Annotated in this window: 19 protein-coding genes; 6 read left to right on the forward strand and 13 right to left on the reverse strand. The window is 72.4% G+C overall.

The window, feature by feature from the left end:
- Positions 1–13 precede the first annotated feature (13 nt).
- The 9 genes from SNA_RS01285 to SNA_RS01325 all read right to left on the reverse strand — a co-directional run bounded on the left by SNA_RS01285 (position 14) and on the right by SNA_RS01325 (position 16,005).
- Positions 14–2,119 carry an ABC transporter ATP-binding protein gene (locus SNA_RS01285; RefSeq protein WP_078969600.1) on the reverse strand — a complete coding sequence of 702 codons (2,106 nt, stop codon included), beginning with the start codon at positions 2,117–2,119 and terminating at the stop codon, positions 14–16.
- A 797-nt stretch (positions 2,120–2,916) separates the two neighbouring features.
- Entirely contained in the window at positions 2,917–3,870 is a 954-nt protein-coding gene (locus tag SNA_RS01290) for a hypothetical protein (RefSeq protein WP_044362625.1), read from the reverse strand.
- Between the two features lie 148 nt (positions 3,871–4,018).
- The gene (locus SNA_RS01295; RefSeq protein ID WP_030068322.1) at positions 4,019–5,470 is read right to left on the reverse strand and encodes an amino acid permease; all 1,452 of its coding nucleotides are present in this window, start codon (positions 5,468–5,470) and stop codon (positions 4,019–4,021) included.
- 507 nt (positions 5,471–5,977) lie between these two features.
- Positions 5,978–8,428, reverse strand: a complete 2,451-nt coding sequence (locus SNA_RS01300) for a SpoIIE family protein phosphatase (RefSeq protein ID WP_044362627.1) — start codon at positions 8,426–8,428, stop codon at positions 5,978–5,980.
- 132 nt (positions 8,429–8,560) lie between these two features.
- Complete coding sequence (locus SNA_RS01305) at positions 8,561–10,207, reverse strand: PucR family transcriptional regulator (protein ID WP_044362629.1); 1,647 nt, start codon at positions 10,205–10,207, stop codon at positions 8,561–8,563.
- Positions 10,208–10,392: 185 nt separating this feature from the next.
- Positions 10,393–11,787 carry an FAD-binding oxidoreductase gene (locus tag SNA_RS01310; protein ID WP_030068324.1) on the reverse strand — a complete coding sequence of 465 codons (1,395 nt, stop codon included), beginning with the start codon at positions 11,785–11,787 and terminating at the stop codon, positions 10,393–10,395.
- Between the two features lie 174 nt (positions 11,788–11,961).
- Entirely contained in the window at positions 11,962–14,211 is a 2,250-nt protein-coding gene (locus SNA_RS01315) for a terpene synthase family protein (protein WP_104531878.1), read from the reverse strand.
- Positions 14,212–14,308: 97 nt separating this feature from the next.
- Positions 14,309–15,148 (reverse strand): ATP-grasp domain-containing protein, encoded by an 840-nt coding sequence (locus SNA_RS01320; protein WP_044362633.1) that lies wholly within the window; start codon positions 15,146–15,148, stop codon positions 14,309–14,311.
- The gene (locus SNA_RS01325) at positions 15,145–16,005 is read right to left on the reverse strand and encodes an ATP-grasp domain-containing protein (RefSeq protein WP_030068327.1); all 861 of its coding nucleotides are present in this window, start codon (positions 16,003–16,005) and stop codon (positions 15,145–15,147) included. Before SNA_RS01325 ends, SNA_RS01320 begins: the two co-directional genes overlap by 4 nt.
- 418 nt (positions 16,006–16,423) lie before the next feature.
- Between SNA_RS01325 and SNA_RS01330 the strand changes: the two genes are divergently transcribed.
- Entirely contained in the window at positions 16,424–17,830 is a 1,407-nt protein-coding gene (locus SNA_RS01330) for an amidohydrolase family protein (RefSeq protein WP_078969648.1), read from the forward strand.
- Between the two features lie 148 nt (positions 17,831–17,978).
- Here SNA_RS01330 and SNA_RS01335 read toward each other — a convergent pair whose 3' ends face one another.
- Both SNA_RS01335 and SNA_RS01340 read right to left on the reverse strand, forming a co-directional pair.
- Positions 17,979–19,430: an MFS transporter gene (locus SNA_RS01335; protein WP_275041977.1), complete on the reverse strand. Its 1,452-nt coding sequence runs from the start codon at positions 19,428–19,430 to the stop codon at positions 17,979–17,981.
- A 36-nt stretch (positions 19,431–19,466) separates the two neighbouring features.
- Complete coding sequence (locus SNA_RS01340; RefSeq protein ID WP_037791894.1) at positions 19,467–20,261, reverse strand: GntR family transcriptional regulator; 795 nt, start codon at positions 20,259–20,261, stop codon at positions 19,467–19,469.
- Positions 20,262–20,486: 225 nt separating this feature from the next.
- Between SNA_RS01340 and SNA_RS43060 the strand changes: the two genes are divergently transcribed.
- The 4 genes from SNA_RS43060 to rocD all read left to right on the forward strand — a co-directional run bounded on the left by SNA_RS43060 (position 20,487) and on the right by rocD (position 23,822).
- On the forward strand, positions 20,487–20,735 hold the full coding sequence (locus SNA_RS43060; RefSeq protein ID WP_030068332.1) for a helix-turn-helix domain-containing protein: 249 nt from the start codon (positions 20,487–20,489) through the stop codon (positions 20,733–20,735).
- Between the two features lie 279 nt (positions 20,736–21,014).
- Positions 21,015–21,554 (forward strand): Lrp/AsnC family transcriptional regulator, encoded by a 540-nt coding sequence (locus SNA_RS01350; protein WP_044362646.1) that lies wholly within the window; start codon positions 21,015–21,017, stop codon positions 21,552–21,554.
- Between the two features lie 136 nt (positions 21,555–21,690).
- Positions 21,691–22,569: a dimethylargininase gene (ddaH, locus tag SNA_RS01355; RefSeq protein WP_104531879.1), complete on the forward strand. Its 879-nt coding sequence runs from the start codon at positions 21,691–21,693 to the stop codon at positions 22,567–22,569.
- Positions 22,569–23,822 (forward strand): ornithine--oxo-acid transaminase, encoded by a 1,254-nt coding sequence (gene rocD / locus SNA_RS01360; RefSeq protein WP_030068335.1) that lies wholly within the window; start codon positions 22,569–22,571, stop codon positions 23,820–23,822. The genes ddaH and rocD overlap by 1 nt, the downstream gene beginning before the upstream one ends.
- Before the next feature lie 111 nt (positions 23,823–23,933).
- On the opposite strand, the gene SNA_RS01365 is transcribed toward rocD, so the two are convergent.
- Both SNA_RS01365 and SNA_RS01370 read right to left on the reverse strand, forming a co-directional pair.
- Entirely contained in the window at positions 23,934–24,164 is a 231-nt protein-coding gene (locus SNA_RS01365; RefSeq protein ID WP_052808858.1) for a hypothetical protein, read from the reverse strand.
- A complete protein-coding gene (locus SNA_RS01370) occupies positions 24,164–25,066 on the reverse strand; it encodes a helix-turn-helix transcriptional regulator (protein WP_078969601.1) in 903 nt (300 codons plus the stop codon). Before SNA_RS01370 ends, SNA_RS01365 begins: the two co-directional genes overlap by 1 nt.
- Positions 25,067–25,153: 87 nt before the next feature.
- Here SNA_RS01370 and SNA_RS01375 point away from each other — a divergent pair, with 87 nt between their 5' ends.
- The gene (locus tag SNA_RS01375) at positions 25,154–26,659 is read left to right on the forward strand and encodes an MFS transporter (protein WP_078969602.1); all 1,506 of its coding nucleotides are present in this window, start codon (positions 25,154–25,156) and stop codon (positions 26,657–26,659) included.
- Positions 26,660–26,757 lie beyond the last annotated feature (98 nt).

The raw sequence follows: 26,757 nt of genomic DNA on the forward strand, positions 1-26,757 counted from the left end.
CGGCCTGGCTCTTTCAGGGGAGCACGCCGGGGCGGGAGGCGTGTGCGGTGCCGTTGTGGGCGGGGGGATGGGCCTCCAGCAGGGAGGCGTACAGGCCGCCCTGGTGCAGCAGTTGGGTGTGGGTGCCGGACTGGACCAGGCGGCCCTCGTCGAGGACGAGGACGCGGTCGGCGCCGGCGGCCAGCGCCAGGTCGTGGGTGATCACGATGGTGGTGCGGCCTTCGGCCAGGCGGTGCAGCGGGCCGAGGATGCGCTGGGCGGCGAGGGTGTCCAGGCCGGTGGTGGGCTCGTCGAGGAGGAGGACGGGGGCGTCGCGCAGCATGGCGCGGGCGATGGCGACGCGCTGGAGCTGGCCGCCGGAGAGCCTGGCGGTGCCGGGGGCGATGACGGTGCGGTAGCCGTCGCGGAGGTCGCAGATGAAGTCGTGGGCATCGGCCGCCTTGGCGGCGTGCACCACGTCCTCGTGAGTGGCGTGCGCACGTCCGGAGGCGATGTTCTCCTCGACGGTGTCGTGCAGCACCAGCGTCTCCTGCGGCAGCAGCGTGACGTTCCGGCGGAGCCGGGCGAGCGGCTGCCGGTTCACGGGGATCCCGTCGAGCAGGATGCTGCCCTCGTCCGGGTCGTAGAAGCGCAGCAGCAAGGAGGCCAGGGTGGACTTGCCCGCACCGCTGGGACCCGTGATGACCAGCAGCTCTCCGGGTACGGCGGAGAAGGAGAAGTCCGTGAGGACGTCGACGGTCCCGCCCGGGTAGCGGAAGGTGACCTGCCGCGCCTCCACCCTTCCGGTGGCGCGTTCCGGGGTCTGGATGACCATGTCGGGCGGGGGATCGGTGACGGCGGGAGGCGCGTCGAGGATCTCCAGCAGACGGTCGGCGCCGGCGGTGGCGGCGGTGACCGTCAGGCCGAGCTGGCCGAGGTTACGGACCGGCGGGTAGAGGTAGCCGACGAAGGCCGCGAACGCGAGCAGCTGCCCGAGGGTCATCCGGCCGGCGGAGATCTCCCAGGCGCCCAGGCCGATGATCGCCAGGACGCAGATCGTTTCGAGGACCTCCAGCACCTGGAGATAGAACTGGTTGAGCCGGGCGCTGACCAGCGATGTCCGGAACCATGTGCCCGACTCCCGGCGCAGCCGCTCCTCCTCGTCGCGCTGCCGGTTGTACGCCTGCGTCAGTACGACGTTGACCAGCGTCTCCTCGACGACCGCGGTGATGGCGCCCTCCGCGCGGCGTTCACGGCGCGAGACCTCGCGCAGACGGCCGGTGAACTGGCGGGTCGCGGCGAAGAACAGGGGGACGAGGACGAAGGTGGCCAGGGCCAGGTCCCAGCGCAGGAGCAGGGCCGCTCCGGCGTAGAAGACGATGCCGAACACGGCGGTTGCCGCCTGGACCACGCCGCTGACCACCAGCTGTTCGATCGAGTCCACGTCGCCGGTCAGCCGCTCCACCAGGTCGCCGCGCCGGTTGCGCTGGAAGAAGTGCGGCGGAAGCTCCTGGAGATGGGCGAAGACGCGGGCCCGCAGGCGGACCACGAAGCGGATGGCGGTCCAGGCGCCGAGCGAATTGCCGAGGTAGCCGACCAGGGCGCCGACGACGGCCACCGCGAGCCAGGCGCCCGCGGGGCCCCAGAAGGCGCTGACGGAGCCCTTCTGGAGGGCGTTGTCGGTGAGTTCGGCGAACAGGAGGATGGCCACGGTCTCGGCGAGGGCGGCCACGACCGCGAACAGGCCGACGCCGAGCAGCCAGCGCCGGTCACCCTTGGTCAGGGGCCAGAAACGCTTGAAGGCCGCCTGGGCGCGGAAGTGCTGGGGCAGCGGGTACTGCTCCTCCGTCAGCAGGCCGGTGCCCAGCGGGGCGGAGACCGTCGGCGGGTGTCCGGGACCGGTCTCCGGTGGGCGGGGCGGCTCGGGGCCCGTCAGGTACCCGGGCGCGGAACCCGGCGGGTACGGGGGCGCGTCCGGCGGGGCCGCGGCCTTTGCTTTGACCCCAAAGCGTGGACGCCGCCGGGGTTGCGGTTCGGCACTCGACCCGCTGCGGGCGGGCTCAAGGGGCGCCGGATCCGCACCGCCTGGGGGTGGCGCGTCGGGGCGCGCGGTGCGCTGACGTGAGCTGTGGAAGTGCATGGCCGCTGCGTCACACCCTCGTACGGGGAAGGGGATGCTCGGGCCGAGCTCCGGGCCGGGTTCGGATACGGATCTCAGGACTCGTACTCAGGACTCGTCCTCAAGGGACTCGTACTCAAGCAACGAGGCCGACCCGCGCAGTGCGCGAGCCCGCCTCGTTCTCAGGACATCTCGTCAGGACTTTTCGTCAGGATTGCTGGTCGGCTAGCGGCTCAGTAGAACCCGAAGAACCCGAAGCCGCGTCCACGTCCACGTCCACGACCGAACCGGCCGAACCGACCGTACCGACCACGGCCGTAGCCGTAGCCCCAGTCGTCCCAGTCGTCCCAGTCGCCGCATCCGTGACGCCTGTGCCTGCGAGGAAAGACCTTCCGGAAGCTCATAATCGCCTCCTGCTGTTCCGTTTGGTCTGTTATGTCGTGTCTGACCACGACACTTTCGAGGCTACGACGGCTTTTCTCGGACAACAAGGACCTATACGTGAAAATTCATGCAAATCGGAAATATCACCCATAGTCGTCGACCGGCTGCGCAGCGCGCCCCGTGGGCGGGGATCCGGCAGAGCGACCGGGGAGGCGCATCACCGCTCCGGAGGGCGATGAGCGATCTCTTCAACTGGCGTCAGGCGTCAGCCCGTTGAGCACACACTTCACAAGTCACCAGCCGAAACGACCCGGTGCGAAGCATCCGGATATCACGCACCGTCAGTGGCGGAAAATACCTGAGGGGAGGACAACACCGCACGTCTCAGGGGAATGTGACGGGACGTCAACTCAACGCCAAACCCTGACGCACCCTCACTTCGCCGTACGGTGCCGCCCGTAGAAGTGCGAGTACCGCTCCAGCGGGTCCCCGTCCAGGCTCCACGGCCACGGGGTTCCCACTCCCCCGGTCGCCCGCAGTGCGATGCCGGCGTCGGTCGGGCGGGTGGACTTGAGCAAGGCGTAGGCCAGCAGGTTGAGATCGGCCAGCGCGGCGGCGTGCTTGAGGAAACCAGGGGTCGGCCAGTCCTGGGCCGCCTGGTCGAGGGTGCGGGCGACGTCGGCGCGACGCCAGATCTCCGCGGCGCCCAGGGCCATCAGGCCGCCGCCGGCGACGGCGCGCTGGTGGTTGCGGACGATGGCGGTCAGTTCCAGGGCCGCGGTGGGGGCGTCGGCCGGCATCTCGGCGCGGATGCCGTCGAGGAGGTCGAGGACCAGGACGCTGGAGCCGCACTCCTCCGGCGACAGATAGGCCAGGGCCTGGAGGTGGGCCTCGCGGTTCCACGGGTCGCGGGCCTTGATCTCGCGCCAGATCGGCGAGAGCTCGCGGGTGGGGCGGCGCTCCAGCCGCAGGGCGGCCAGATGGAGGGTCCAGGGGGTGGGGTCGTCGGGGACCAGTTCGGCGGCGAACCGGCAGGTGTCGCGTACGGCGGACAGATCGCCGGGGGCCTCCTGCTGCCGGGCCTGGATGATCTCCGACCAGGCGTGCAGCAGCAGAGCGTTGGGGTCGCGCGGTTTGTGCTCCCGCCAGATGCCGGGCAGCGCCCGCCCGGCGGCCTGGGCCAGCACCTCCAGGCGGTGGGCCTTGCGGTCCCAGTCCTGGCCGGCCTCGTCGATCACCTGGCCCAGCAGGGCCATCACGGCGGTGTCGAGGGCGCCACGGTCCCAGCAGGTCAGCACGCGGCGGCGGACCTTGCCGAGGGTGGTGTCGTCGAGCTCGGGGGCCAGACGGGGACGGCTGCCGCTGCGGCGGCGTATGAAGGCAGGCATGGCGGGCGGGCGGCCTTCCGGACGTGCGGACGGAGAGGAAATTCGGCGGAAATTATGTGGGGGCAGCCGTATGGGCGGCAGCCTGCCATGCAGACCGCCGCCCGTACAGCGACTTACGGTTACCGAGGTGTAACGCTTCCCCGCCGTTCTACCTGGTGACGGCGCCGCGGCTCCGGGCCAGCACGTCGCGGACCAGGGAGATGCCGACCACAGCCACGGCGACCAGCAGCGACAGCAGCACCTGGATCCGGCCACCGCCGGGGCTGTCGTCGGTGAGCATGTACACCAGCACGAAGGAGATCATCGCGATGGTGGCCCAGGTCAGGTACGGGAAGAGCCACATGCGCACGACGAGCTTCTCGGGGTTCTCGCGCAGGATGATGCCGCGCATCCGCAGCTGCGAGAAGCAGATGACCAGCCAGACGAAGAGCGCGACGGCACCCGAGGAGTTCAGCAGGAACTGGAAGACGGTGGTCGGCCACAGGTAGTTGAAGCCCACCGCGATGAAGCCGAAGAGGACCGAGGCCAGGATCGCGGCCTGCGGGACGCCCCGGGAGTTCGTCCGGGCGAAGGCCGCGGGTGCGTCGCCGCGCTGGCCGAGCGAGAAGGCCATCCGGGAGGCGGTGTAGAGGCCGGAGTTCAGGCAGGAGAGCACGGCGGTCAGCACGATGACGTTCATGATCTCGCCGGCGTGCGGGATGCCGATGGTGTCCAGGGCCGCGACGTAGGAGCCCTTCTTGGCGATCGAGGGGTCGTTCCACGGCAGGAGGGAGACGACGACCAGGATCGAGCCGAGGTAGAAGATGCCCACCCGCCAGATCACGCTCTTGGTGGCCTTGGTGACGGCGCGCTCGGGGTCCTCGGACTCGCCGGCGGCGAGGGTGACGATCTCGCTGCCCATGAAGGAGAAGACGACCATCAGGACGCCGGTGAGGATCGCGCTGGGGCCGTGGGGCAGGAAGCCGCCGTGCGAGGTGAGGTTGCCGAAGCCGGTGGCGGCGTGGCCGGAGCCGGGCAGGACGCCGAAGATCGCCAGGCCGCCCAGGACGATGAAGGCCGCGATGGCGACGACCTTGATGCCCGCGAACCAGAACTCGAACTCGCCGAACGAGGCGACCGAGGTGAGGTTGGTGGCGGTCAGCACGACCATCACGATCAGTGCCCAGGCCCACTGCGGGACGGCCGGGACCCAGCTCGTGAGGATGCCGGCGCCGGCGGTCGCCTCGACGGCGAGGACGACGACCCAGAAGAACCAGTACAGCCAGCCGATGGAGAAACCGGCCCAGCGGCCCAGCGCCCGGTCCGCGTAGGCGGAGAAGGAGCCGGAGGTGGGGTTTGCCGCGGCCATCTCGCCCAGCATCCGCATGACGAACACGACCAGCGCGCCGACCAGGGCGTAGGAGAGCAGAATGCCGGGGCCGGCGGCCTTGATGCCGGAGGCGGAGCCGACGAAGAGGCCGGCGCCGATGACCCCGCCGACGGCGATCATGGACAGATGGCGGTTCTTGAGGCCCGACTGGAGACCTGACTGCTCCGGGGAGTGACCGGTGCCGGGAGGTGCGGGCGGCGCGGCCACGCGGCCGGGGGGAGGTGTGGTCATCGTGACATCCATGAGGGTTGAGGGGTCATGCACGGGGTGACTGCTGGGATCGCCTCGGTGGCCGGCTGCGCGCCGGGGTTCTCGGTGGTGTTGTCAGTTGCGTTTGCCCGGGATGCGGACGCGCGCAAGGGCCGGTTGGTGGCAGGTGGCGATCGTGGCCCTGACGCGTGTCGACCGCGGCGACAGGGGGCCGCGGTCGTTCGATGCCAGCGTGGGTGGGGAGGCGCCTGCTGCGCGTCCACGCCGTGGCCCGGCCTCCTCGTGAGAGGTGAGCGGCATCACGTCCGGTGTGGGATTTGCGTAAGCGTATGCGGCGATCCGCGACGGCGTATTTGTCCGGCCCGACAAATTCGTCCCGGATGGCTGTTCGGACGGCCAATGCACGGGGCGGCCGCCGCGGCTCGTACCGTCGCCGACAGCGCACCAGGCGGGGGCGACAGCGGCGGGGCGGGTGGCCGAACAGGCGGTGAATACGCCGGTAAGCCGGGCGGCCGGGCCGTCAGGCGGTCAGGCAGTCGCGGTGTCGGACCCGGCGCCCTGCTCCGCCCAGATGATCTTTCCCGTGGAGGTGTAGCGCGTCCCCCACCGCCGCGTGAGCTGCGCCACGATGAACAGCCCGCGCCCGCCCTCGTCGGTGGTCCGGGCGTGCCGCAGCCGCGGGGAGGTGCTGGAGGCGTCGAAGACCTCGCAGATCAGCGCGTCGGGGGCGGCCTGCCGGATCAGGCGCAGGGTGAGCGGTCCGGCGGCGTGGCGGATGGCGTTGGTGACCAGTTCGCTGACGATCAGTTCGGTGGAGAAGACCAGGGGGGTCATGCCCCATTCGGTCAGCTGGCGGTCGGCGAGCAGCCGGGCGCCGGAGACCACGGCCGGGTCGGCGGGCAGGTCCCAGGAGGCGACCTGGTGGGCGCCCAGGGCGCGGGTGCGGGCCAGCAGCAGGGCGGCGTCGTCCGACGGCGGGCCGGTCAGCAGCGCCTGGACGACATTGCCGCCGATCTCCTTGAGCGTCGCGCCGGGCGCGGCGAGGGCGTTGCTCAGCCGGTTCAGGCCGACGCCGATGTCCCGGCCGCAGGCCTCGATGAGCCCGTTGGTGTAGAGGGTGATCAGACTGCCCTCGGCCAGTTCGCGCTCCACGGACTCGAAGGGCATCGCCCCCAGGCCCAGCGGCGGTCCGGCGGGCAGTTCGGGGAAGTCGACGCTGCCGTCGGGGGTGACGATCGCGGGCGGCAGATGACCGGCGCGGGCCATGGTGCATTTGCGGCTGACCGGATCGTAGACGGCGTACAGGCAGGTCGCGCCCATGAAGGTGGCGGCCACGCTCGCATACTCCGCCTCCGCCGCCGCATCCGCGCCGCGCGTCTCGACCAGGCCGATGACCAGGTCGTCGAGGCGGGCCAGCAGTTCGTCGGGCGGCAGATCCAGATTGGCCAGGGTGCGTACGGCGGTGCGCAGCCGGCCCATGGTGGCCGCGGCGTCGATGCCGTGTCCGACGACGTCCCCGACGACCAGGGCGACCCGGGCGCCGGAGAGCGGGATGACGTCGAACCAGTCGCCGCCCACGCCGCTGGGGGCGTCCGCCGGGAAGTACCAGGACGCCGCCTCCAGGGCGGAGCCGCCGGTCAGCTCGTGCGGCAGGAGGTTGCGCTGCATGACGCGGGCGGCGGTGCGTTCGCGGGTGTAGCGGCGGGCGTTGTCGACGCACAGGGCGGCGCGGCCGACGAGTTCCTCGGCGAGCCGGACGTCGTCGGCGACGAACGGGCCCAGCCGGGCGGAGCGGACGAAGGTGGCCGCGCCGAGGGTGACGCCGCGGGCCCGGACGGGCACGATCAGCACCGATCGCAGGCCGAATGTGCGCACCACGGCGGCCCGCTCCGGTGTTTCGGTGACCCAGGCGCTGTGGTCGAGGTCCAGGACGGGCTCCACCAGGGACTCGCCCCGGAACAGACACTGGGCGATCGGGGAGGAGGCGGCCCGCTCGACGGCCTGCCCGATGGCCAGCGCCGCCTCCGGGCAGCCTTCGTTGACGGACTGCTGCCCGCTGCGGCGCATCAGCGGGGTGCCGCCGACGGTGGCGGAGGCCGGCTCCTCGCCCCGGATGACGGAGTCGAGCAGGTCGACGCAGGCGAAGTCGGCCAGCGGCGGGACGGCGACCTCGGCGAGCTCCTGGGCGGTGCGGTTGACGTCGAGGGTGCTGCCGATGCGGGCGCCGGCGTCGTTGAGCAGGGCCAGGCGCTCCTGGGCCCGCCAGCGTTCGGTGACGTCGATGACCATGTACCAGATGCCGACGCGGTGGCCGCGGGGGTCGTCCAGGACGAAGAAGGAGGCGGAGTAGGCGCGTTCCTGGCTGGGGTCGGCGTAGGTGGGGCTCCGGAACTCGTAGTCCATCACCGGGGAGCCGGTCGCAAGGACCCGCTGCATCCGCTCCTGGAACGCCTCCGCCTCCAGCTTCGGCAGCACCTCGTGCACCGTGCGCCCCAGCCGCCGCTCCAGCGGGATCAGCTTCTCCAGGACGTCGTTGACCCATACGTAGCGCAGCGCGGTGTCCAGTACGGCCATCCCGACGGGCGCATGCGCCAGAAACGGCTCCAGCATCAGCTGGTTGACGCCGCCGCCGGGCATCCGCCATTCCTCCAGGGCGAGCACCGACCACCGCTCGCGGTCCGGCCCGGCCGCGCGCCCGTCGACGACCGGGGTCACCTGCACCGCCAGCTGGAGTTCGCGCCCGTCGCGGTGGCGCGCGGCGACCGAGCCGCCCCAGCCGTCGCCCGCCCGGCACCACCGGGCGATGGCGGCCACCCGTGCGGTGTCGCCGGGCACCGCCAGCAGCTCCGCGGCGGAATGGTCGAGGATCTCCGCGGCCGGATAGCCCAGCAGCCGCTCCGCCGCCCGGGTCCAGGCGACGATCCGCCCCTGCCCGTCCAGTTCGGCGGTGGCCGCCTTGCCCAGATCGCATGTGTCCACCCCATGGAGATACCCCCAACAAGGCCCCCTAAATGGGGTATACGGCCCATTTTCGAAGGAAGGCGGGGCGACGGGCCCGGCCGCACACCGGCACCCGGCTCCTCGGCCCGCGGCCCCTCAGCCCCCGGCTCCTCAGCCCCCGACCGCTCGGCCCGCCGCCGCCAGCCGCAGCTGGAGCATCGCCAGCAGCCGCTGATCGGGCCGGCTCAGATCCAGCCCGGTCAGCTCCTCGGTCCGGCGCAGCCGGTAGCGCAGCGTATTGGGGTGCACATGCAGCTCGGCGGCCGCGGCACGGACGTCCCCGAAGGCGTTCAGATACGCCAGGACGGACTCGGCCAGCTGCCCCTGGCTGCGGCTGTCGTGCGTCACCAGGGCGGTCAGCCGGGGGTCGCGCAGTTCGGGGTGCGCGCCGAGCAGCGCCAGCAGTTCGCTGATCAGCACCTCGGCCTGGATGTCGGGCAGCGCGGCGACGGTCGTGGCGACGCCGACCCGCACCATGGCGTCCAGGATCCGGTCCGCCTCGCGCCGCGACTCGGGCACCTCCCCGAGCCCCGGCACGATGCAGCCGACCGAACCGCGCAGCACCAGCCCCAGATGGCGGCCCGCCGCCTCGCTGATCTCCTGCCCCCAGCCGCGCAGGGTGCCCAGATCGATACTGCGCGGCAGCTGCGGCAGCAGCACATAGGTGCGCAGATCGGCCTGCACGACCAGGGAGCTGCGGTGCCGGGCCGCGGTGTGCACCGAGATCAGATTGCTGACCTCGGCGCGGGTCAGTTCGGACGCGGCCGCCTCGCCGCCGCCGTACGAGAAACCCAGAACGGCCGCCGGACGGGCCGCATCGAGCCCCAGATGCGTGGCCAGCGGCTGCGGCCCCGTGGCGCCCTCCAGCAGACCGGCGACCAGCGTCCGGGTCAGCGTCAGATCGGCGGACAGCTCGCGGCGGCGGCGTACGAGGTGCAGCGCGGCGACCCGGGCGGCCCCCAGCAGCACCTGGTCCGCGTGCTCGGTCAGCGCCGTCGAGCCCTCCTGCACCCAGATGATGCCCAGCTGACGCTCCCCGGAGCGGATCGCCACCGCCAGCCGGCGGCGGATGCCCAGCTCCGGATGGCTGTCGATGTGGACCACCTCGTCCGAGGCACGCAGCCGCTGGAAGACGCCCCACTCACGCAGCCGCGCCAGATACTCCTCCGGGCTCTGCCAGCCCAGGATGGACAGCCGGCGCAGATCGTCCACCTCGTCGGAGTCGCCGGCGCGGGAGTAGGCCAGCACGCGGGTGGTGGTGTCCTCGATGCTGACGATGCCCCCGGTGAGTACGGCGGTGGTCTGCGCCAGCGCGAAGAGGTCCTGCTCCCCGCCTGCCTCGCCGCTGTCCCCCGACGGCGCGTCCTCAAGCGCCGCGCGGGCCATCGCGTCCACCTGCTCCCAGCGCGCGTCGCGCCGTACGGACAGCAGTGCCACGCCCGCCTCGACGGCGGTCTCGCTGAGGGCGGCGGCCTGACCGGGGGCGTCGAGCTTCACGGCGACGGCGGCGGCCCCGTCCCGCCCAGCGGCCCGCAGCGCGGGAAAGGCGGCGCGGCCCCGGGCCCCGATGGCCAGCACCAGCGCACCTGCAGAAGCGGCCGGCTCGTCCTCGGGGTCGAGCAGTGCGACCTCAAGGATCTCCACGTCGAGCCCGGCGGGCGCGGCCTGCAACTCCACCAGGGGCTCGCCCAGCGACATCAGCAGCTGCCGCAGACTGATGCCGGTACGGGCGGGCGGTGCCGCAGCAGCTGGATCCATGATCGGTGCCTTTGCCGGGTCGGTGACCTGCTCCGATGCTAGGCCCTGGCGGACGGGCCGCTACCGGTCCGGATCCTCGGCTCCTGCCGACGCCGGAATTCGAACGGACCCTAACGAATTACTCGCGGGTATCCAGAATGGCCGCCGCAGACATCGCCAACTCGCCGTCCTCGCAGGCCAGTTGACTAAGAGGCGGTGGCGGGCCCCGCCGGTGCGACGTTCTGGTTGGCGCGGAAGAGGTTGCCGGGGTCGTAGGTCCGCTTGACGGCCGCCAGCCGGTCGTAGTGGTCCCGGTAGGTGGCGCGGACGCGGTCGTGGCCCTCGTCGGCGCCCATGAAGTTCACATAGGCCCCGCCCATGGAATGCGGATGCAGCTCCTCCCAGTAGTCGACCGTCCACTCCTTGATGGTCGCCGCGTTGTCCGGGTCGGGGTCGACGCCCGCGATGACGCCGGACCAGACGGCGTCCCGGTAGGCCCACGCCGTATCGTCCTTGCCGACGCGCGCCGCGGCCCCGTTGACGGGGTAGAGATGCATGGTCGACAGGTCCGTCGGGATGTTCTCGCCGTACTTCAGATGCACCCCGATCGCGTCGTCGCTGATCCGGTCGAAGAACGCGCCCCGCCAGTACCACTGGAGCCCCGGCGGATACAGCTCGTCGAAAAGGGTCTGGAGCACGGGATACGGCATCGGCGCCGCGAAGTGGAAGGTCGGCGCGCCGGGTCCGTCCGGCGGCGCCAGCGCCGTCTCGACCGCGGCCAGATCGCCCGTCCAGCACCACACCACGCCGCACATCTTGTGCCCGTGGATGTCCTCCGGGAACGGCGGCACGGGCGGCGCCACCAGCTGGGCGAAGAAGCCGTTGAGGTCCTCGGACGCGGCGGGCAGGAAGTCGCGGTACCACTCCAGCACCTCGCGGGCCTGGTCGACGGGCCACAGCGTCACGCCGCCGCCCACCGTGTGCACCGGCCGCAGCTGGAAATTGAAGGAGGTCACCACCCCGAAATTGCCGCCGCCCCCGCGCAGCGCCCAGAACAGGTCCGGGTGCTCGGTCGCACTGGCGGTGACGAAACTGCCGTCGGCCAGCACCACGTCCGCGCCCACCAGGCTGTCGACGGTCAGCCCGTATTTGCGGGTGAGATGGCCGTGGCCGCCGCCGAGGGTGAGGCCGCCGACGCCGGTCGTCGAGACGATGCCGGAGGGCACGCCCAGGCCGAAGGCGTGCGTGGCATGGTCGAGATCGCCGAGCGGGCTGCCGCCGCCGACCCGGGCGGTCCTGGCCACCGGATCGACGCGGACCCAGCGCATCGGCGACAGGTCGAGGGTGACGGCGTCGTCCTGGACGCACAGGCCGGCGCCGCTGTGGCCGCCGCCGCGGACGGCGAGCTCCAGTCCGTGATCCCGGACGAAGTCGACCGCGGCCATCACATCGGCGGCGTCCGCGCACCGCACCACGGCGGCCGGGCGCCGGTGGATCATCGCGTTGTAGACCGTGCGGGCCCCGGGATACTCGGGGTCCCGGGGCCCGATGACCGGCCCGCGCAGCGCGCTGCGCAGCTGTTCCCACGTGGTGCCGTCCATGGCGCACCGCTCCTCGACGAGCTGCCGGTGTCGACCTCAACTCCAGCGTCCCGCCGGGCACCGGGCCCCGCAATTCGCGGGCGGCGCCTGCGCACCGGGGGCGGGGCTGCACGTCGGAGCGCCGCCCGCGCCCCTCAGACGGCCCCCGACCCCGGGAAGCCGGCCGGCCGCGGACTACCCCACCGCCGCGGCGAGGGACCGGATGATCCGCGCGGCCGACGTCCCCAGCCCGGTGGGCGCCGCGAGCCGGGCGGGGGCGTCCGGGCGGTGGCGCAGCGCGGATTCCCGGTAGCGGTGGGTGCCGTGGTGCCAGGCGAGGATGCCGGACATCCAGTCCTCCAGTTCCCGGACGTAGGCGTCGAGGGCGGCGCGGCCGTCGGCCGGGAGCCTGAAGTCGTCGCAGACGAGGGGAAGTTCGTTGGCGGCGAGGTGCTGGAATTCGCGCATCCGGGAGGTCATCAGGTCGTTGACGATGGCCAGCGCGGTCGGGTAGTCGCAGTCGAAGAAGTTCTGGACGACCAGGATCCCGTTGTGGATCTCGCCCTCGAACTCGATCTCCTTCTGGTACGAGAAGACGTCGTTGACCAGCATCGCGTAGTCGGCGGCGGCGTTTTCCAGGGAGCGCAGGGTGCCGCTGCGGTGGATCTCGTCCGGGAGCTGCCGGCCGTGGCCGATGCGGCCCAGGGCCATGGTGAGGTCCGAACCGAAGGTCGCCCGGCGCATCTCAAGGTAGTCGACGGGGTCGGGGATACGGTTCTGCGCCTGGTTGTCGAGCTCCCAGAGCCAGCTGGCCAGCATCGTGTCGACGCCGGCGCGAAAGGTGCGGCGCGCGTCCGGGGTCATGGGACCCGCCGTACGGGACCACAGGTCGGCCAGGCCGCGTTCCATGGCGGTGGCCGGTTCGGGGGCGGGGGTGGCGTCGTCGAGGGGCATCAGGGCCGACAGCCGCGCGGTGGCCGCCCTGGCCGCGGCCAGGTCGCGGGTCCGGCCGAAGACCACGGGGTAGTAGTCGTCGGCGTAGGTGCCCCAGGTCTGCCACTGGGAGTTGAGGTCGAGTTCCTCGGGCGTGGCGTCCGGGTCGATGCCCGCCGCGCTCAGCGGGAGGTCGTATCCGGCGAGCGCCTCTTCGTCCCAGATGCCGGAGTGCGGGATGCCGGGTTCCGGCTCCAGCAGGCCCATCCGGCGTGCCCAGGCGAGGCAGTTGCGGCGGGCGCGGTCCAGGTGGGGGCTGAGGGAGGCGGTGAACGGCATGAAGATGTCGGGGATACGGGACGGGCCGACCTTCTGGTACGGCGTATGGGTGGAGCGCCGCGCACGGCGGATCTCGGGGGCGGCGAGGGCGGAGTGCACATCCGTGGCGGAGGTGCCGATCCCGCCGACGGCGAACGGCGACCAGGAGGCGGCATCCGGGGCGCCCGCCCCACCGCCGTTCATATAGCGGCTGGAGCGCAGATGCCATTCATGGCCGCCGGACTGCCAGTCCTGGAGCCCCTTGGCGTACGCCAGCACGGCGGCGCAGGACCGCGGGTCGAGGGCCTCTTCCGCGAAGAGGACGGGGAGTTCGGTGAAGACGGTGTTCTCGAACTGCTGGAGACGGGAGGTGATCAGGTCGTTGACGGAGTCCGCGGCCTCCTGTGTCGTGCAGCCCAGGAAGGTCTCCAGGACCAGGACGCCATTGCTCAGCTCGCCCTCGTCCTGCGTCTCGCGCTGATAGGAGAAGAGGTCGTTCCGCAGGTGGACGGCGTCGGCGAAGGTGTCCCTGAGTACCCGCAGCGGCCGCGTCCCGGCGACGGCGGCCGGGACCTCGGCCCCCGCCGCGTACTCCACCAGGCCCGCGGACCACGGGGCGCCGCCGACCTTGCGCCGCATTTCGATGTACTCGACGGGGTTGGGGACGCGGTGGATATGGATATTGGAGAGTTCCCACAGGGATTCGTTGAGCAGATGCTCGGTGCTTTCCCGGAACCGCGCCCGCCATTCCTTCGACATCGCGGGTACGGTGCGCGCCCACAGATCGGCGAGCCCCGCCTCCACGGGATTGGCCGGCTCCGGCACGGGCGTGTCCAGGTCCATCGGCATGAAGTCCGGAAGCCGGTCGAGATATTCCTTGCCGCCCGCGCGGTCCAGGGTCCGTTTGAATTTCTCCACGAAGTGGTCGTCGAAGAAGAAGACCCAGACATACCAGTCGGTGACCAGCGAGAGCGCCTCGGCGGAGCAGTCCGGATGGGTATACGAGCACAGCAGGGCATAGTCGTGCCCGTCGAGATCTCTTTCGTCCCAGATTCCCGAGCCCTCCAGCATTTCCATGCGCCGGGCCCATTCCTTCGAGTGCCGCCGGGCCTCGTCCAGATGCGGGTTCAGCCGCGCCGGATACGGCGTATAGAAGTTCGGCAAGTCGAACGGCTGTGTCGTCGGCCTGGTCATTGCTGCCGCCTCTCCCACGGGTACCGGCATACCGGTGCATGCCGGATTTCCGGCACAGCACTACCCGGGGGCGGGGCGGAATAGGCTTTTCGCGGCTTTAAGTTGCCTTCAGGGGGGCGTTGTTGGTAAAAGGCCGTGCGCCCGCGGCCGCCCGCAGCGCCAGTTCCGCCAGCGCCTCCGGCGCGCCCGCCTGGCCGCGGATGCCGGGGAAGGCGTTGATGTCCACGATGAGCGGCGCCCCGTCACCGGCGTCGAGGATGTCCACGCCGTAGACCTCCAGGCCGAAGATCTCGCCGATCCGCAGCGCCGCGGCGCACCAGTCGACGGGCAGCTCGTCCACGGGCAGCGGCAGCGTCGGGCCGCGTCCGCCGGGGGCCAGTTCGGAGCGGCGGCGGGCGGCGAAGAGGCGACCGTCGACGACCCACAGCTTGTGGTCCCAGCCGCTGTTGGCGGTGAACTCCTGGGCTATGACGGGCTCGTCGGGCCAGGCGGCGGCCAGTTCGCGCAGCTGCGCCGCGTCGTCGGCGCGGGCCACCAGATCGTGGCGGCGGCTGTGGCGGCTCTTGACGACCAGGGGCACGGCCGGTCCGTCGGCGGCCAGGCGGGCGAGGGTGGGTACGGAGCGGGTCGCGGCGAACGGCAGTCCGGCGCCCCGCGCCAGCTCGGCCATCTGCACCCGGTCCTGGCAACGGGCGGTGGCCGCGGCGGAGTTGACGACCACCGCACCGCGCTCCTCCAGGACGGCGGCCAGGGCCAGCGCCCGCGGCGTGCGCGCCTTGAGGAGATAGACATCGGCGAGACCGGCCCCCGAGGCGTCCATCGGCCCGGGGTCCGCGCCCGGGTCCAGGACCTCCACCCGGTGGCGGGATTCCAGGAGCGCGGCGGTGGCGGCCAGCAGCGGATGCCCGGGGTCCGCGGTCACCAGGCAGATCCTCATCGGGCGCCCTCCAGCGCCAGGGCCGCCACCGGAGCCTGGGTACGCGCCCCGTCCCGCGCGAGCCGCAGCACCGCATCCGCCACCCGCGCCACCGCATCGGGCACCTGACGGAAACTGGGAAAGTCATTGACGTCCACGACCACCGGCCCGTCCGGCCCGAGCAGGATGTCGGCGCCGTACAGGTCCAGCCCGTGCACCTCGCCGATCCGGGCGGCGATCCGGGCGATTTCGGGGGTGAGCGGGACCTGGCGTTCGCGGACGGTGTGCGCGGGGTGCAGCGGGGAGCGGCGCTCGGTGGCGAAGAGGTCGCCGGCCACGCTGTAGACCTTCAGATCGGTGCCGGAATTGGGCACATAGGGCTGCGCGATCAGCAGTCCGCCGCCGGCGTTCTCGAAACCCGTCTCCAGCAGGCACTCGGGCGAGGCGACCAGCCGTACGGCGCGCCCGGAGCTGCCGTCGGCGGGCTTGACCACCAGCGGGTAGGCCACTGCGGGCAGTTCGGCGAACTCCTCGGGCCGGGCCGCGACATAGGTGGGCGGAACGGGCAGTCCGCTGCGGGCCGCGAGCACCGCCGCCAGCGCTTTGTCGCGTACGCCGCGGATCATCCGGGCGTCGTTGACGGTCGTCAGGCCGACCGCGGCGGCGGCTTCCAGCAGGGTCAGGCCCGGCCCGCCGGAGACGGTCTTGAGCACCCAGGCGTCGTGGCTGCCCGCCCGTATCGCCTCCGATATCCGGATCAGCGACCGGCCCGGCCACACCACGTCCACCTGGTGGCCCCAGGCGTCGAGTTGGCGGATCACATCCAGCGGCATGCCGTCATGGCGGTACTGCTCCTCCACCAGGAAGCACAGTTTCATCGATCCACCCCAAAAGCCCACTGAAGCCCCGGCCAACGCCGCATGACGCACCAGGATCCCATGTGCCCCATAGGCACCACCCCTGCGGTGCGCGTGCGGCGCCCCCTGCGGTGTGCGTGCGGCACTCCGGGCATGTTTCGGCGACGTTACGCCACCCGGCGCGGCCGTCCCGTAGCTCATGGCCTGTGCGGCCGCGTGGGCGTGCGAGGGCTGCGCCACCCGCCTCCCTACCTCGTGAATCCCGCATGTCGGAAGCCTTGTTCCGCTTCTGGCGCGGTCCTAAGGTTCGGGCCACCCCGGGGAGCAGTCAGCGAGAGGTACACACGTACCGCAGTACGGGAAGCAGGCGAGCGGGTTGGCGAACGCACGGCACAGCGGCTTCGGCAGACGAGGATTTCTGGCCGGGGTGGGCGGATACATGGGCGCAACGGGCATCGGCGGCACGGCCTCGGCGGACGCTGCCGCCCCGGATGCCGCCCACGGACGGTACGGCGGGGACGACGGCCTGCGGCCCGCGCACTTCCACGGGGCGCGGCAGCTGCTCGTACCCGAGGTGCTGCTGCTGCCGGAGGGCCCGGTACGCGGCCGGGCGGTCCTGGTGGAGGGCGGGACCTTCCGCCGTATCGGCCCGGCCGAGGAACTCCTGGGCGCCCACCGGGACCTGCGGCCGGTCCGCCTCGACGGCCGTCTGCTGATGCCCGGTTTCGTCGACGCCCACCATCACCTCACCCAGAGCTTCGGCAAGGCCCAGTCCTTCGGGCAGCCGTCGGAGATCTTCAAGACGGTGTGGGAGCCGCTGGAGCACGCCCTGGACGAGGACACGGCCTACCTCTCGGCGAAACTGGCCGCGCTGGAGGCGCTGCGCGGCGGTTTCACCACCGTCGCCGACGCCGGCACCCGCGCCCCGGTCGATGTGGCGGCCGTGGCCAAGGGCACCGAAGAGGCCGGTATCCGCTGCGTCCTGGGCAAAATCGTCTCCGACGGCACCGGCGGCCCCGCGCACCTGTCGCGGTGGGAAAAACACCCGCTGATCCATCCGTCGCTGGCCATCGCGGTCCCCGAGGACGCCACCGCCGCCGTCATCAAACACACCGCGGACCTGTGCGCGGAGGCGGGCGCGGTCCTCCAGATCCATGTGAACGAGCATCTGGCCTCCGTGGAGCGGTCGCTGAAGAGCGTGGGCCGCCGCCCGGTCGACCATCTGCACCACATCGGCGCCCTGGGGCCGCACACCCTCGGCGCGCACGCCACCTTGCTCACCCCCGCCGAGATGCGGATGCTCGCCGACTCCGGCGCGGCGATCAGCTACAACCCGGTGGCCAGCGCCTGGAAGGGCAATGCCGTCGCCCAGGCCGACATGCTGGCCGCGCTGGACGTGCGGTTCGGGATGGGCACCGACGGCACCCGCGGTGACGGCTTCCGGCTGCTGGACGCGGCCGAGTCGGCACAGCGGCTGACCAGCGGTATGGCGACCGGCGATTCGGTGTGCGGCGCCGGACGCCGGTGGCTGGAACACGCCACCTCGCGCAGCGCCGATGCACTCGGACTGGGCCGGGTCACCGGCCGGATCGCGGTCGGCAAGGCCGCCGACTACCTGGTCGTGGACCTCGCCGTCCCCGAACTCACCCCGTCCTACGGCCTCCAGTGGGAACTCGTCCGCCTGGCGAACCGCGATCTGATCACCGCGGTGGTGGTCAACGGCCGGCTGCGGCTGTGGGAGGGCTGGCCCCCGGACTGGGACGCCCGCGCGCTGGTCGAACGGGCGGCGAAGGTGGGGCCCGAGGTCGTACGGAAGGCGGACATCCGGCGGGTGGAGCCGCGGTAGGGCGCGGACCGGGAGGGCGCGTACGGGCGGCGGGCGCACAGCGGGTGTCTTGCGGGGTCGGCGCCCGACAAAGCCGGGGCGGTGACTGGTGGCGGCCGGTCACCGCCCCTTCTCCGTCTCCTCCTGTCTCCCCCCGCCCCACGTCTCCTCATGTCTCCTCCCCCGGCATCCACCGCGCCACGACCACCGCCGCCCCCACCACCCCCGCCGCCAGCACCAGCGTCGCCGTGTGCAGCCCGCCCGTGAACGCCGCCACCACCGCCTCCCGGACCCGCCCGTCCGTCGTACGGGCCTCGGCCGCGGCAACCGTCGTCGGCCGGCCGGGCCCCGCCAGCGCCGCGGGCAGACGGGCCGTGAACACCGCCGTGGTGATCGTCCCCGTCACCGCGATGCCCAGGGCGCTGCCCAACTCCCGGGTCAGGCTCTGGAGTCCGGAGCCGACACCGGCCCGCGCGGCGGGCAGCGCGGCCATCATGACGTGCGACAGGAGCGGGGTGGCGATGCCGCAGCCGAGCGCGGTGAGCCCGGCGCCCAGGGCATAGAGCGCGTACGGGGTACCGGCATCCGCGACGGACACCGTCGCCAGCCCGCCCGCGAGCACCACCATGCCCACCACCACCGTGCCGCGCCGCCCGCACCCCCGCTCCAGCCACAGCCCGCAGCGCGGCCCGGCCAGCAGCGCCGCCGCCATCGGCAGCAGCCGCACCCCCGCCCCCAACGGCCCGTATCCCTTGGCGTATTGCAGATACTGACCGTTGAGATAGAAGAGCCCGAACATGCCGGTGAACAGCGCCGCCATGCCGACCGCCCCCGCGCGGACACCGGGGCGGGCGAACAGGCGCGGGTCCAGCAGCGGCTCGGCGACCCGCAGTTCATGGCGCGCCCAGCACGCCAGCAGCACCCCCGCCGCGGCCGGCGCCCCCAGCACCACCGGACTGCCCCACCCCGCCTGCGGCCCCGACACCATCCCGTACAGCAGGGCGAGGAATCCCGCGGTCAGCAGCGCACTGCCGAGCGGGTCGAGCGGACGCGGATACCGGGCGGTGACCGGGGTGACGGCGGCGGCCAGCAGCAGCGCGGCCAGCGCGAGCGGCACCAGGCAGACGAACAGGGTGCGCCAGGTGCCGAAGTGCAGGGCCGCACCGCCGCCGACGTTGCCCAGGACGGCGGCCAGCCCGGTCATCGACGCCCAGACGGCGATCGCCCGGCGCCGCGGCCCGTCCGCCAGCCCGTCCACCAGGAGCGCGAGCGTGGTGGGCAGTACGGCGGCCGCGCCCGCCCCGCTGAGCATCCGCCCCGCGATCAGCACACCGATGTGCGGCGCCGCCGCGCACACCGCCGCCCCGGCCGTGAACACCGCCATCCCGCACAGCAGCGTGCCCTTGCGCCCCCGCCGGTCGGCCAGCGCCCCGGCGGGCACCAGCAGACAGGCGAAGACGACGACATAGCCGTCGACGACCCAGACGACCGCCTCCGCGGAGGGGTGCAGGGACCCGGCGGCCAGGCGGGGAACGGCCAGGTTCACGGCGGAGACCATGCCGACGACCAGGGTCACGCACAGACACAGGGCGGCGGTCAGCGCGGCACGCGGCCGGCTCACCGGCCGGTCCCGAGGGCCTGACCCATGGAACAGGCCCTACGCCGGGCGGGCCGGGCCGGTGCCCGTACCCCGCGCCCGGTCGAGGGTGGCGTGCAGCGTCAGCCGGTCCCCGCGCAGCTGGATGAACTCCAGGTCGGCGGGGCGGCCGTCGGCGAGCCGGGTGAGCCGTTCGACGGCCAGCACCGCGCCGCCCTCGGGCATCGCCAGCACCGCGCAGGTCGCCGGATCGGCGACCACCGCCTGCACCGACACCTCGGCCCGGCCCAGCGGCAGCCCCACCCCGCGCTCGATCAGATCGAAGACGTCCTGGCCCTCCAGCGCGCCCCGCCCGCGCGCCAGCAGCGGCTCCCCCACCTCCGGGATCAGATAGGTGCAGTCCAGCGACAGCGGCGTCCCGTCGACCCGGCGCAGCCGCTCCAGATAGACGGCCGGCTCCCCCTCCGCCAGCCCCAGCCGCCGCGCCACCGCGCCCGGAGGCCGTACGGCCTGGGCCTCCCGCACCTCGTTGACCACCGTGCCGTGCCGCTGGAGCACCTCGGCCAGCCCGGACAGTTCCCCCAGCGGATGCCGGTACGTCCGCCCGACCACCACCGTCCCCACCCCGCGCCGCCGCTCCACCAGCCCCTCGTCGCGCAGCAGCCCCAGCGCCTCGCGCACCGTGTTGCGCGTCGTCCCGAACTCCGCGATCAGCGCCCGCTCGTCCGGCAGCACCCCACCGGGAAACGCCCCGCGCAGCACCTGCCCCCGCAGCACCTGCGCCACCCGCCGCGCCCGGTCGGCCCGCGTCAGCCCCTCACCCGCCGCCCCGTGCCCCGGTATCGGATCGCGCATGCCGCCTCCTCGTTGCCCCCGACCGGTCCCCGAACGGTCCCCGACGCTAGGCGCCCCGCATTACGGCGGAGTTACGCCACCCCATCTGACCTGCATCGATGGCTGACCTGGAGATTTGATGACGAGACCTGGGCCAACGCCACCGGGGTCCGGAAGGTGTCGTGCAGACACGGAGGTCCGGTCTGGGAGCGGGCGTTGTCAGTGAAGCCCGTTAGCGTGGTGGATATGCAGCTTCGGTACCAGTACCGCGTGTTTCCGACGCCCGACCAGTGCCTCCGCGCCGCCAGGGTGTTCGGGTGCAAGCGTGTGGTCTGGAACGACGCCCTGGCCCGGATCAAGACGGTGAAAGCGTCGAACAAGCTGCTCGGCAATCCGCGTGTGCGCCTGACCCAGGGGCCGTATCAGCAGGTTCCGAGGAATGCCGACTGCCCGGCACGACCGGGACTGGAACGCCGGACGCAATGTCCGCGATGAAGGCCGCCGCGTCCTCGCGGCGACAGCACCACCCACCCCAGGACCTGGGGCCTCGCGCCGGCAACGGCGCGAGTAAGCGCCTGCGGAGCGCACGTAAGACCAGGCAACAGCCAGGCAGCGCGCACAACCCCCACCAAGGTGGGGAGGAAACAGGAACCCGACTCAAGGCGAGCCGTCGCGACGGGCGCCAGGGAGGGAATCTCTCGCTCTCAGGCGAGAGAGGAGGTCAACGATACGGTGGGCGCACCCTCGTACCGCCTTCTTGAAGGGTCGCCCGCCATGCCCCACAAGGCCGCCCCGTTCGACGCTCTGGACCGCAAGATCGTCGCCGCGCTGATGGAGAACGGACGGGCCAGCTTCGCCGAGATCGGCGCGGCCGTCGGGCTGTCGTCCACCGCGGTCAAACGCCGCGTCGACCGGCTGCGTGCCGACGACGTGATCACGGGTTTCACCGCCACCGTGCGCCCGGCCGCGCTCGGCTGGCTCACCGAGGCGTATGTCGAGGTGTACTGCGACAGTGCCGCCCCGCCGCGGCGCCTGGCGGAGGTCGTCCGCAACCATCCGGAGATCACCGCCGCGATGACCGTGACCGGCGGCGCCGATGCGCTGCTGCACGTACGGGCCACCGACGTCGAGCACTTCGAGGAGGTCCTGGAACGGATCCGGATCGAACCGTTCATCCGCAAGACGATCAGCTACATGGTCCTCTCGCACCTCCTGCCCGACAGCCCCGAGGCGGGCGCCCGACAGCCGTCCCCGGCCCAGGACACCCGGGGCGAGTCCCTGCCGACGCAGCGAACCGGCCATAACCGGCCCTGATGCGCAGCATTCCTGCGCCATTGAGCAGCTTTCGTTTCTTGTGGCCCGAATCGGGCGCTCCGTACCGTGGAAGCGCCCCGGGTGACGAGCGGTCACCCCCGGTCACCCCGTCCCGCAGAAGCGAAGGGATGCTTGTGTGCTGACGTCTCGTGTGGCGCGCCCCCGGCGCTACCTGGTGTGTGAACCCAGATATTTCGCCGTGCACTACGCCATCAACCCGTGGATGGACAAGGACGCGCCGGTCGACACCGCCCGCGCCGCCCAACAGTGGCAGACCCTGATCCGCACCTACCTCGACCACGGCCACCAGGTGGTCTCCGTGCCCCCGGTCCCGGGCCTGCCCGACATGGTCTTCGCCGCCAACTCCGCCCTCACCCTGGCCGGCCGGCCCCGCAAGGCATTCGGCTCCCTCTTCCACGCAGCCCAGCGGCGCCCGGAGGCGGGTGAGTACGCGACCTGGTTCAAGGCGGCCGGCTACGACGTCTACCAGCCGGAATCGGTGTGCGAGGGCGAGGGCGATCTCGTCCCGGCCGGCCGCTACCTCCTGGCCGGTACGGGCTTTCGCACCACCCGCGAGGCGCACGCCGAGGTCCAGGAGTTCTTCGGCGTCCCGACCATCGGCCTGCGGCTGGTGGACCCGTACTTCTACCACCTGGACACGGCCCTGTTCGTCGTCGACGACGCACCCGGGGACGGCATCGGGGGCAGCTGGGGGGACGGCACGGGGAACCGCACCGGAGAGGCGACGATCGCCTACTACCCCGAGGCGTTCTCCTCCGGCAGCCGCGAGGTGCTGCGCCAGCTGTTCCCCGACGCCCTGCTCGCCACCCGCGACGACGCCCTGGCCTTCGGCCTCAACTCCGTCTCCGACGGCCGCCATGTGTTCATCTCCCCCACCGCGACCGGCCTCATCGCCCAGCTGACCGACCGCGGTTACCTCCCCGTCCCCGTCGACCTCTCCGAATTCCACAAGGCCGGCGGCGGCATCAAGTGCTGCACCCAGGAGATCCGCTGATGACCGCTCCCACCCGTATCGCTCCCCCGCGGACCCCCCGTTCCGCCTCCGCCCTCATCGACGCCGAGGCGCCCGTCCTCGCCCACAACTACCACCCGCTGCCCGTGGTCATCGCCTGCGCCGAGGGCGTCTGGGTCGAGGACGTCGAGGGCCGGCGCTACCTCGACATGCTGGCCGGTTACTCGGCCCTCAACTTCGGCCACCGCCATCCGGCGCTGATCGAGGCCGCCCACCGCCAGCTCGACCGGCTCACCCTCACCTCGCGCGCCTTCCACCACGACCGCCTCGGCGAGTTCGCCACCCGCCTGGCCGCGCTGACCGGCCTGGACATGGTGCTGCCCATGAACACCGGCGCCGAGGCCGTGGAGAGCGGCATCAAGGTGGCCCGCAAATGGGCCTACGACGTCAAGGGTGTCCCGGACGGCCGGGCCACCGTCGTCGTGGCCGCCGGCAACTTCCACGGCCGGACGACCACCATCGTCAGCTTCTCCGACGACGACACCGCCCGCGGCGGCTTCGGCCCCTTCACCCCCGGCTTCCGTACCGTCCCCTACAACGACCTCGCCGCCCTCGAAGCGGCCGTCGACGAGACCACGGCCGCCGTCCTGATCGAGCCCATCCAGGGCGAGGCGGGCGTCCTCATCCCCGACGACGGCTATCTCACCGGCGTCCGCGAGCTGACCCGGCGCACCAACTGCCTGCTGATCGCCGACGAAATCCAGTCCGGCCTGGGCCGCACCGGCCGCACACTCGCCGTCGACCACGAATCCGTCGTCCCCGACGTCCTGCTGCTCGGCAAGGCCCTCGGCGGCGGCATCGTCCCCGTCTCCGCGGTCGTCGCCCGCCGCGAGGTCATGAGCGTTCTCGGCCCCGGACAGCACGGCTCCACCTTCGGCGGCAACCCGCTGGCCGCCGCCGTCGGCTCCGCCGTCATCGACCTCCTGGAAACCGGCGCATTCCAGTCCCACGCCGCCGAACTGGGCACCGTCCTGCACGACGGCCTGGCCGCCCTCACAGGCAAGGGCGTCACCGGCTTCCGCACCCGCGGCCTGTGGGCGGGCATCGACGTCGACCCGTCCCTCGGCACCGGCCGCGACCTGTGCGAACGCCTCCTCCAGCAGGGCATCCTCGTCAAGGACACCCACGGCTCGACCATCCGTATGGCCCCGCCGCTGACGATCACCCGGGAGGAGCTGGAGGGCGCGTTGGAGGCTCTGGCGCGGACGCTGACGGTGACGGTGGCGGCGACGTAACGGTGGGGGAGTTGTGCGGGGGCCGACCGGTCGGCCCCCGCACACCCCTGCCTGGGAGGGGGTGTTGGAGGGCTCGGTTCAGGCGGGAGGTTCGCGGGAGGGCGGGCGTCCTCAGACCTCCCGGGCCGCCCCCACCAGCACCGCCGCCGCCGTACGGGCCTCGTGCGCCGCGTCGGGGCTGCCGGTGAGGGCCGCCGTGGCGATCGCGCCGTCGACCAGGAGGGCCAACTGGGCGCCGAGCGCGGTGGGTTCTGGTGTGCCCAGGTCGCGGGCCAGGGTGGTGAGGTAGTCGCGCAGCGCCTCCTTGTGGTGGCGGGCGGCGTCGGCGACGAGAGCTTCCACTACACGTTCTTCAAGGCCGTCGCCGTCAAGGAGGGCAAGGAGGGCGCCGCCTCCGTCGCCACCGCCGCCTCCGTATTCGCCCCCGCCGCGGCCAACTCCGGCAGTTTCCGGCCCGTCTCCGCATCGGCCGGCATGCAGGCGAACAGCTTCACCCCGGGCGCATCCAGCGCCGCCAGCTTCACATAGTCGAAGGTCAGCGGGCCGACGGCGGGATGGGCGAACTTCCGGCGGGTGGTGCCGAAGTCGGCGAGGTCGTGCGCCTCCCACCAGGTGCGGAACTCCGCGCTGCGCCGCCGCAGTTCGCCCGTCAGCCGCTCGAAGCGGGCCTCGCCGAACTGGCCGCGGGTATCCGCCCGGAACTGGGCGACCAGATCGCGGGCCTGCCCCTCCCAGTCGACGAGCAGGGTGCGCAGCGCCGGGTCCGTGAAGACGAGCCACAGCAGGTTGCGTTCGGCGGGCTCCAGCAGCGCCGGGTCGCCGATCAGCCCGGCCTCGGCGCGGTTCCAGCCGACCAGGTCCCAGTTGGCGTCCAGGAGGTAGGCGGGGTGCGGGGTGAGGGCGTCGACGAGGCGTTGCAGGGCGGGCCCCGGGCCGCGTACGGGCGGCTGCTCCGGGGGCCGTTCGTCGGCCAGCGCGAAGAGATGGCGGCGTTCGACGGAGCTGAGCATCAGGGCGCGGGCCAGGCTGGTGAGCACCTGGCGGCTCACGGTGATGTCCCGCGCCTGTTCCAGCCAGGTGTACCAGGTGACGCTCACCCCGGAGAGCTGGGCGACCTCTTCGCGCCGCAGGCCCGGTGTGCGCCGACGGGGCCCTGCGGGTATGCCCGCCTCGGACGGGGTGATCCGCTCCCGGCGCGACCGCAGAAATTCCGCCAGGCGGCGCCGTCGCTCCAGGTCGGCCATCACACTCGCAGCGGGCGTAGGGGGTAGCGGGAACACCAGCATAATCGCTCTCTGTATGTCCGTTCGGGGCTGACCGACGCTTACGGCATGACCCGGACCGAACCCTCCGACGCCCGCTCCATGGGGGTCTCCCCTGCTCCCGACGCCGCTCCGTCCTCCCCCTGGCCGGCCCTGGCCATCGTGCTGGTCGGCGCCTTCATGGCCGTCCTCGACACCTTCATCGTGCTGGTCGCCGCGCCCGCCATCCAGGCGGATCTGCACGCCTCCGCCGCCGACATCCAGCTGATCATGGCCGGTTATCAACTCACCTACGCGCTCGCCCTGATCACCGGCGCCCGGCTGGGCGACCGCTACGGCCGCCGGCGCCTCTTCGTCCTCGGTATGACCCTGTTCACGCTGGCCTCCGTGGGCTGCGCCATGGCCCCCGGCCCCGGCGGCCTGATCGCCGCGCGGCTGGTGCAGGGGCTGACCGCCGCAGCGATGTTCCCGCAGGTCTTCGCGATGATTCAGGTGCTGGTCCCGGCGGCGCAGCGGCCGAAGGCATTCGGTGCGCTGGGTGCGGTGATCGGCCTGGCCACCGTCGTCGGTCAGCTGCTCGGCGGCGTCCTCCTCTCCGCCGGCCTCGCCCCCCTGTCCGCCGAGCTCTTCGGGTCCGCCTGGCGGTCGATCTTCTGGGTCAACGTCCCCATAGGACTGGCCACCGTGGCCCTCGCCCTGGTGCGGGTGCCGGAATCGCGCGCTCCGGAGGCCCGCCGCCTCGATCTGCCGGGCGCCGTCGTCCTGACCGTGGCGCTGTTCCTCCTGGTGGTGCCGCTGGTCGAGGGACGCGCGTACGGATGGCCGCTGTGGACCTGGCTCAGCCTGGCCGGCAGCGCCCTCGCGTTCGCCGCATTCGGCCTGGTGGAACGGAGAGTTGCGGCATCGGGCGGCGCTCCGCTGGTCCATCCGGGGCTGCTGCGCAGGCGCCCGTTCGCCGTCGGCGCGACCCTGGTCGTCGTCGCGTACGCGGGCATCAACTCCTTCTTCCTGATCCTCTCGCTCACCCTCCAGGACGGCCTGGGGCTGGACGCGCTCGGGGCCGGGCTGCTCTATACGCCGCTCGCCGTCGCGTTCTTCGTGGCCAGCGTCGCCGCGGGACGGCTGGCCGGGTTCGGACGGCGGGTGCTCCAGGCCGGTGCGCTGACCGGCGGCCTGGGGTACGCCGTCACGATCGTGCTGGTCGCCGTCGCCGGTACGGGTCTGACGGCCTGGGCGCTGACGCCGGGGCTGGTGCTGGTCGGCGTGGGCAACGGGCTGCTGGTCACGCCGCTGCTGAACGCCGTGCTCGGCCATGCCGGGCCGACGGAGGTGGGGATGGCCTCGGGCGTGCTCTCGACCTGCCAGCAGGTGGGCGGCGCGGTCGGTGTGGCCGTCGTCGGTGTCCTCTACTACAGCGCGCTGGGCGGCGCCGCGCGGCACGACGTCGGCGCGTACGGGCATGCGCTGATCAGCGCCGTCGCCGTCAATCTGGCGCTGGCCGCGGCGATTTCGGCGCTGCTGCCGCTCCTCCCCCGTATCACCGCCCCGCGTTCTCCCGCGCCCGCCGGAAACTGAAGGCCGGCGGCGCCGTCCCCGGCCCGAGGGGGCCATCCGCGGCTCGGCGCGCCCCGAGGATAGGCCGCCGACCGGTGGAGCGCTAAGGTCGGTTTTCC

The sequence above is a fragment of the Streptomyces natalensis ATCC 27448 genome (genome assembly GCF_000935125.1).
Lineage (GTDB): Bacteria > Actinomycetota > Actinomycetes > Streptomycetales > Streptomycetaceae > Streptomyces > Streptomyces natalensis.

Excerpts from the sequence above, each read along its gene's own strand:
- SNA_RS01285 (WP_078969600.1), bottom strand. The coding sequence starts at position 2,119 with ATGCACTTCCACAGCTCACGTCAGCGCACCGCGCGCCCCGACGCGCCA.
- SNA_RS01290 (WP_044362625.1), bottom strand. The coding sequence starts at position 3,870 with ATGCCTGCCTTCATACGCCGCCGCAGCGGCAGCCGTCCCCGTCTGGCC.
- SNA_RS01295 (WP_030068322.1), bottom strand. The coding sequence starts at position 5,470 with ATGACCACACCTCCCCCCGGCCGCGTGGCCGCGCCGCCCGCACCTCCC.
- SNA_RS01305 (WP_044362629.1), bottom strand. The coding sequence starts at position 10,207 with ATGGATCCAGCTGCTGCGGCACCGCCCGCCCGTACCGGCATCAGTCTG.
- SNA_RS01310 (WP_030068324.1), bottom strand. The coding sequence starts at position 11,787 with ATGGACGGCACCACGTGGGAACAGCTGCGCAGCGCGCTGCGCGGGCCG.
- SNA_RS01315 (WP_104531878.1), bottom strand. The coding sequence starts at position 14,211 with ATGACCAGGCCGACGACACAGCCGTTCGACTTGCCGAACTTCTATACG.
- SNA_RS01320 (WP_044362633.1), bottom strand. The coding sequence starts at position 15,148 with ATGAGGATCTGCCTGGTGACCGCGGACCCCGGGCATCCGCTGCTGGCC.
- SNA_RS01325 (WP_030068327.1), bottom strand. The coding sequence starts at position 16,005 with ATGAAACTGTGCTTCCTGGTGGAGGAGCAGTACCGCCATGACGGCATG.
- SNA_RS01330 (WP_078969648.1), top strand. The coding sequence starts at position 16,424 with ATGGGCGCAACGGGCATCGGCGGCACGGCCTCGGCGGACGCTGCCGCC.
- SNA_RS01340 (WP_037791894.1), bottom strand. The coding sequence starts at position 20,261 with ATGCGCGATCCGATACCGGGGCACGGGGCGGCGGGTGAGGGGCTGACG.
- SNA_RS43060 (WP_030068332.1), top strand. The coding sequence starts at position 20,487 with ATGCAGCTTCGGTACCAGTACCGCGTGTTTCCGACGCCCGACCAGTGC.
- SNA_RS01350 (WP_044362646.1), top strand. The coding sequence starts at position 21,015 with ATGCCCCACAAGGCCGCCCCGTTCGACGCTCTGGACCGCAAGATCGTC.
- rocD (WP_030068335.1), top strand. The coding sequence starts at position 22,569 with ATGACCGCTCCCACCCGTATCGCTCCCCCGCGGACCCCCCGTTCCGCC.
- SNA_RS01370 (WP_078969601.1), bottom strand. The coding sequence starts at position 25,066 with ATGGCCGACCTGGAGCGACGGCGCCGCCTGGCGGAATTTCTGCGGTCG.
- SNA_RS01375 (WP_078969602.1), top strand. The coding sequence starts at position 25,154 with ATGACCCGGACCGAACCCTCCGACGCCCGCTCCATGGGGGTCTCCCCT.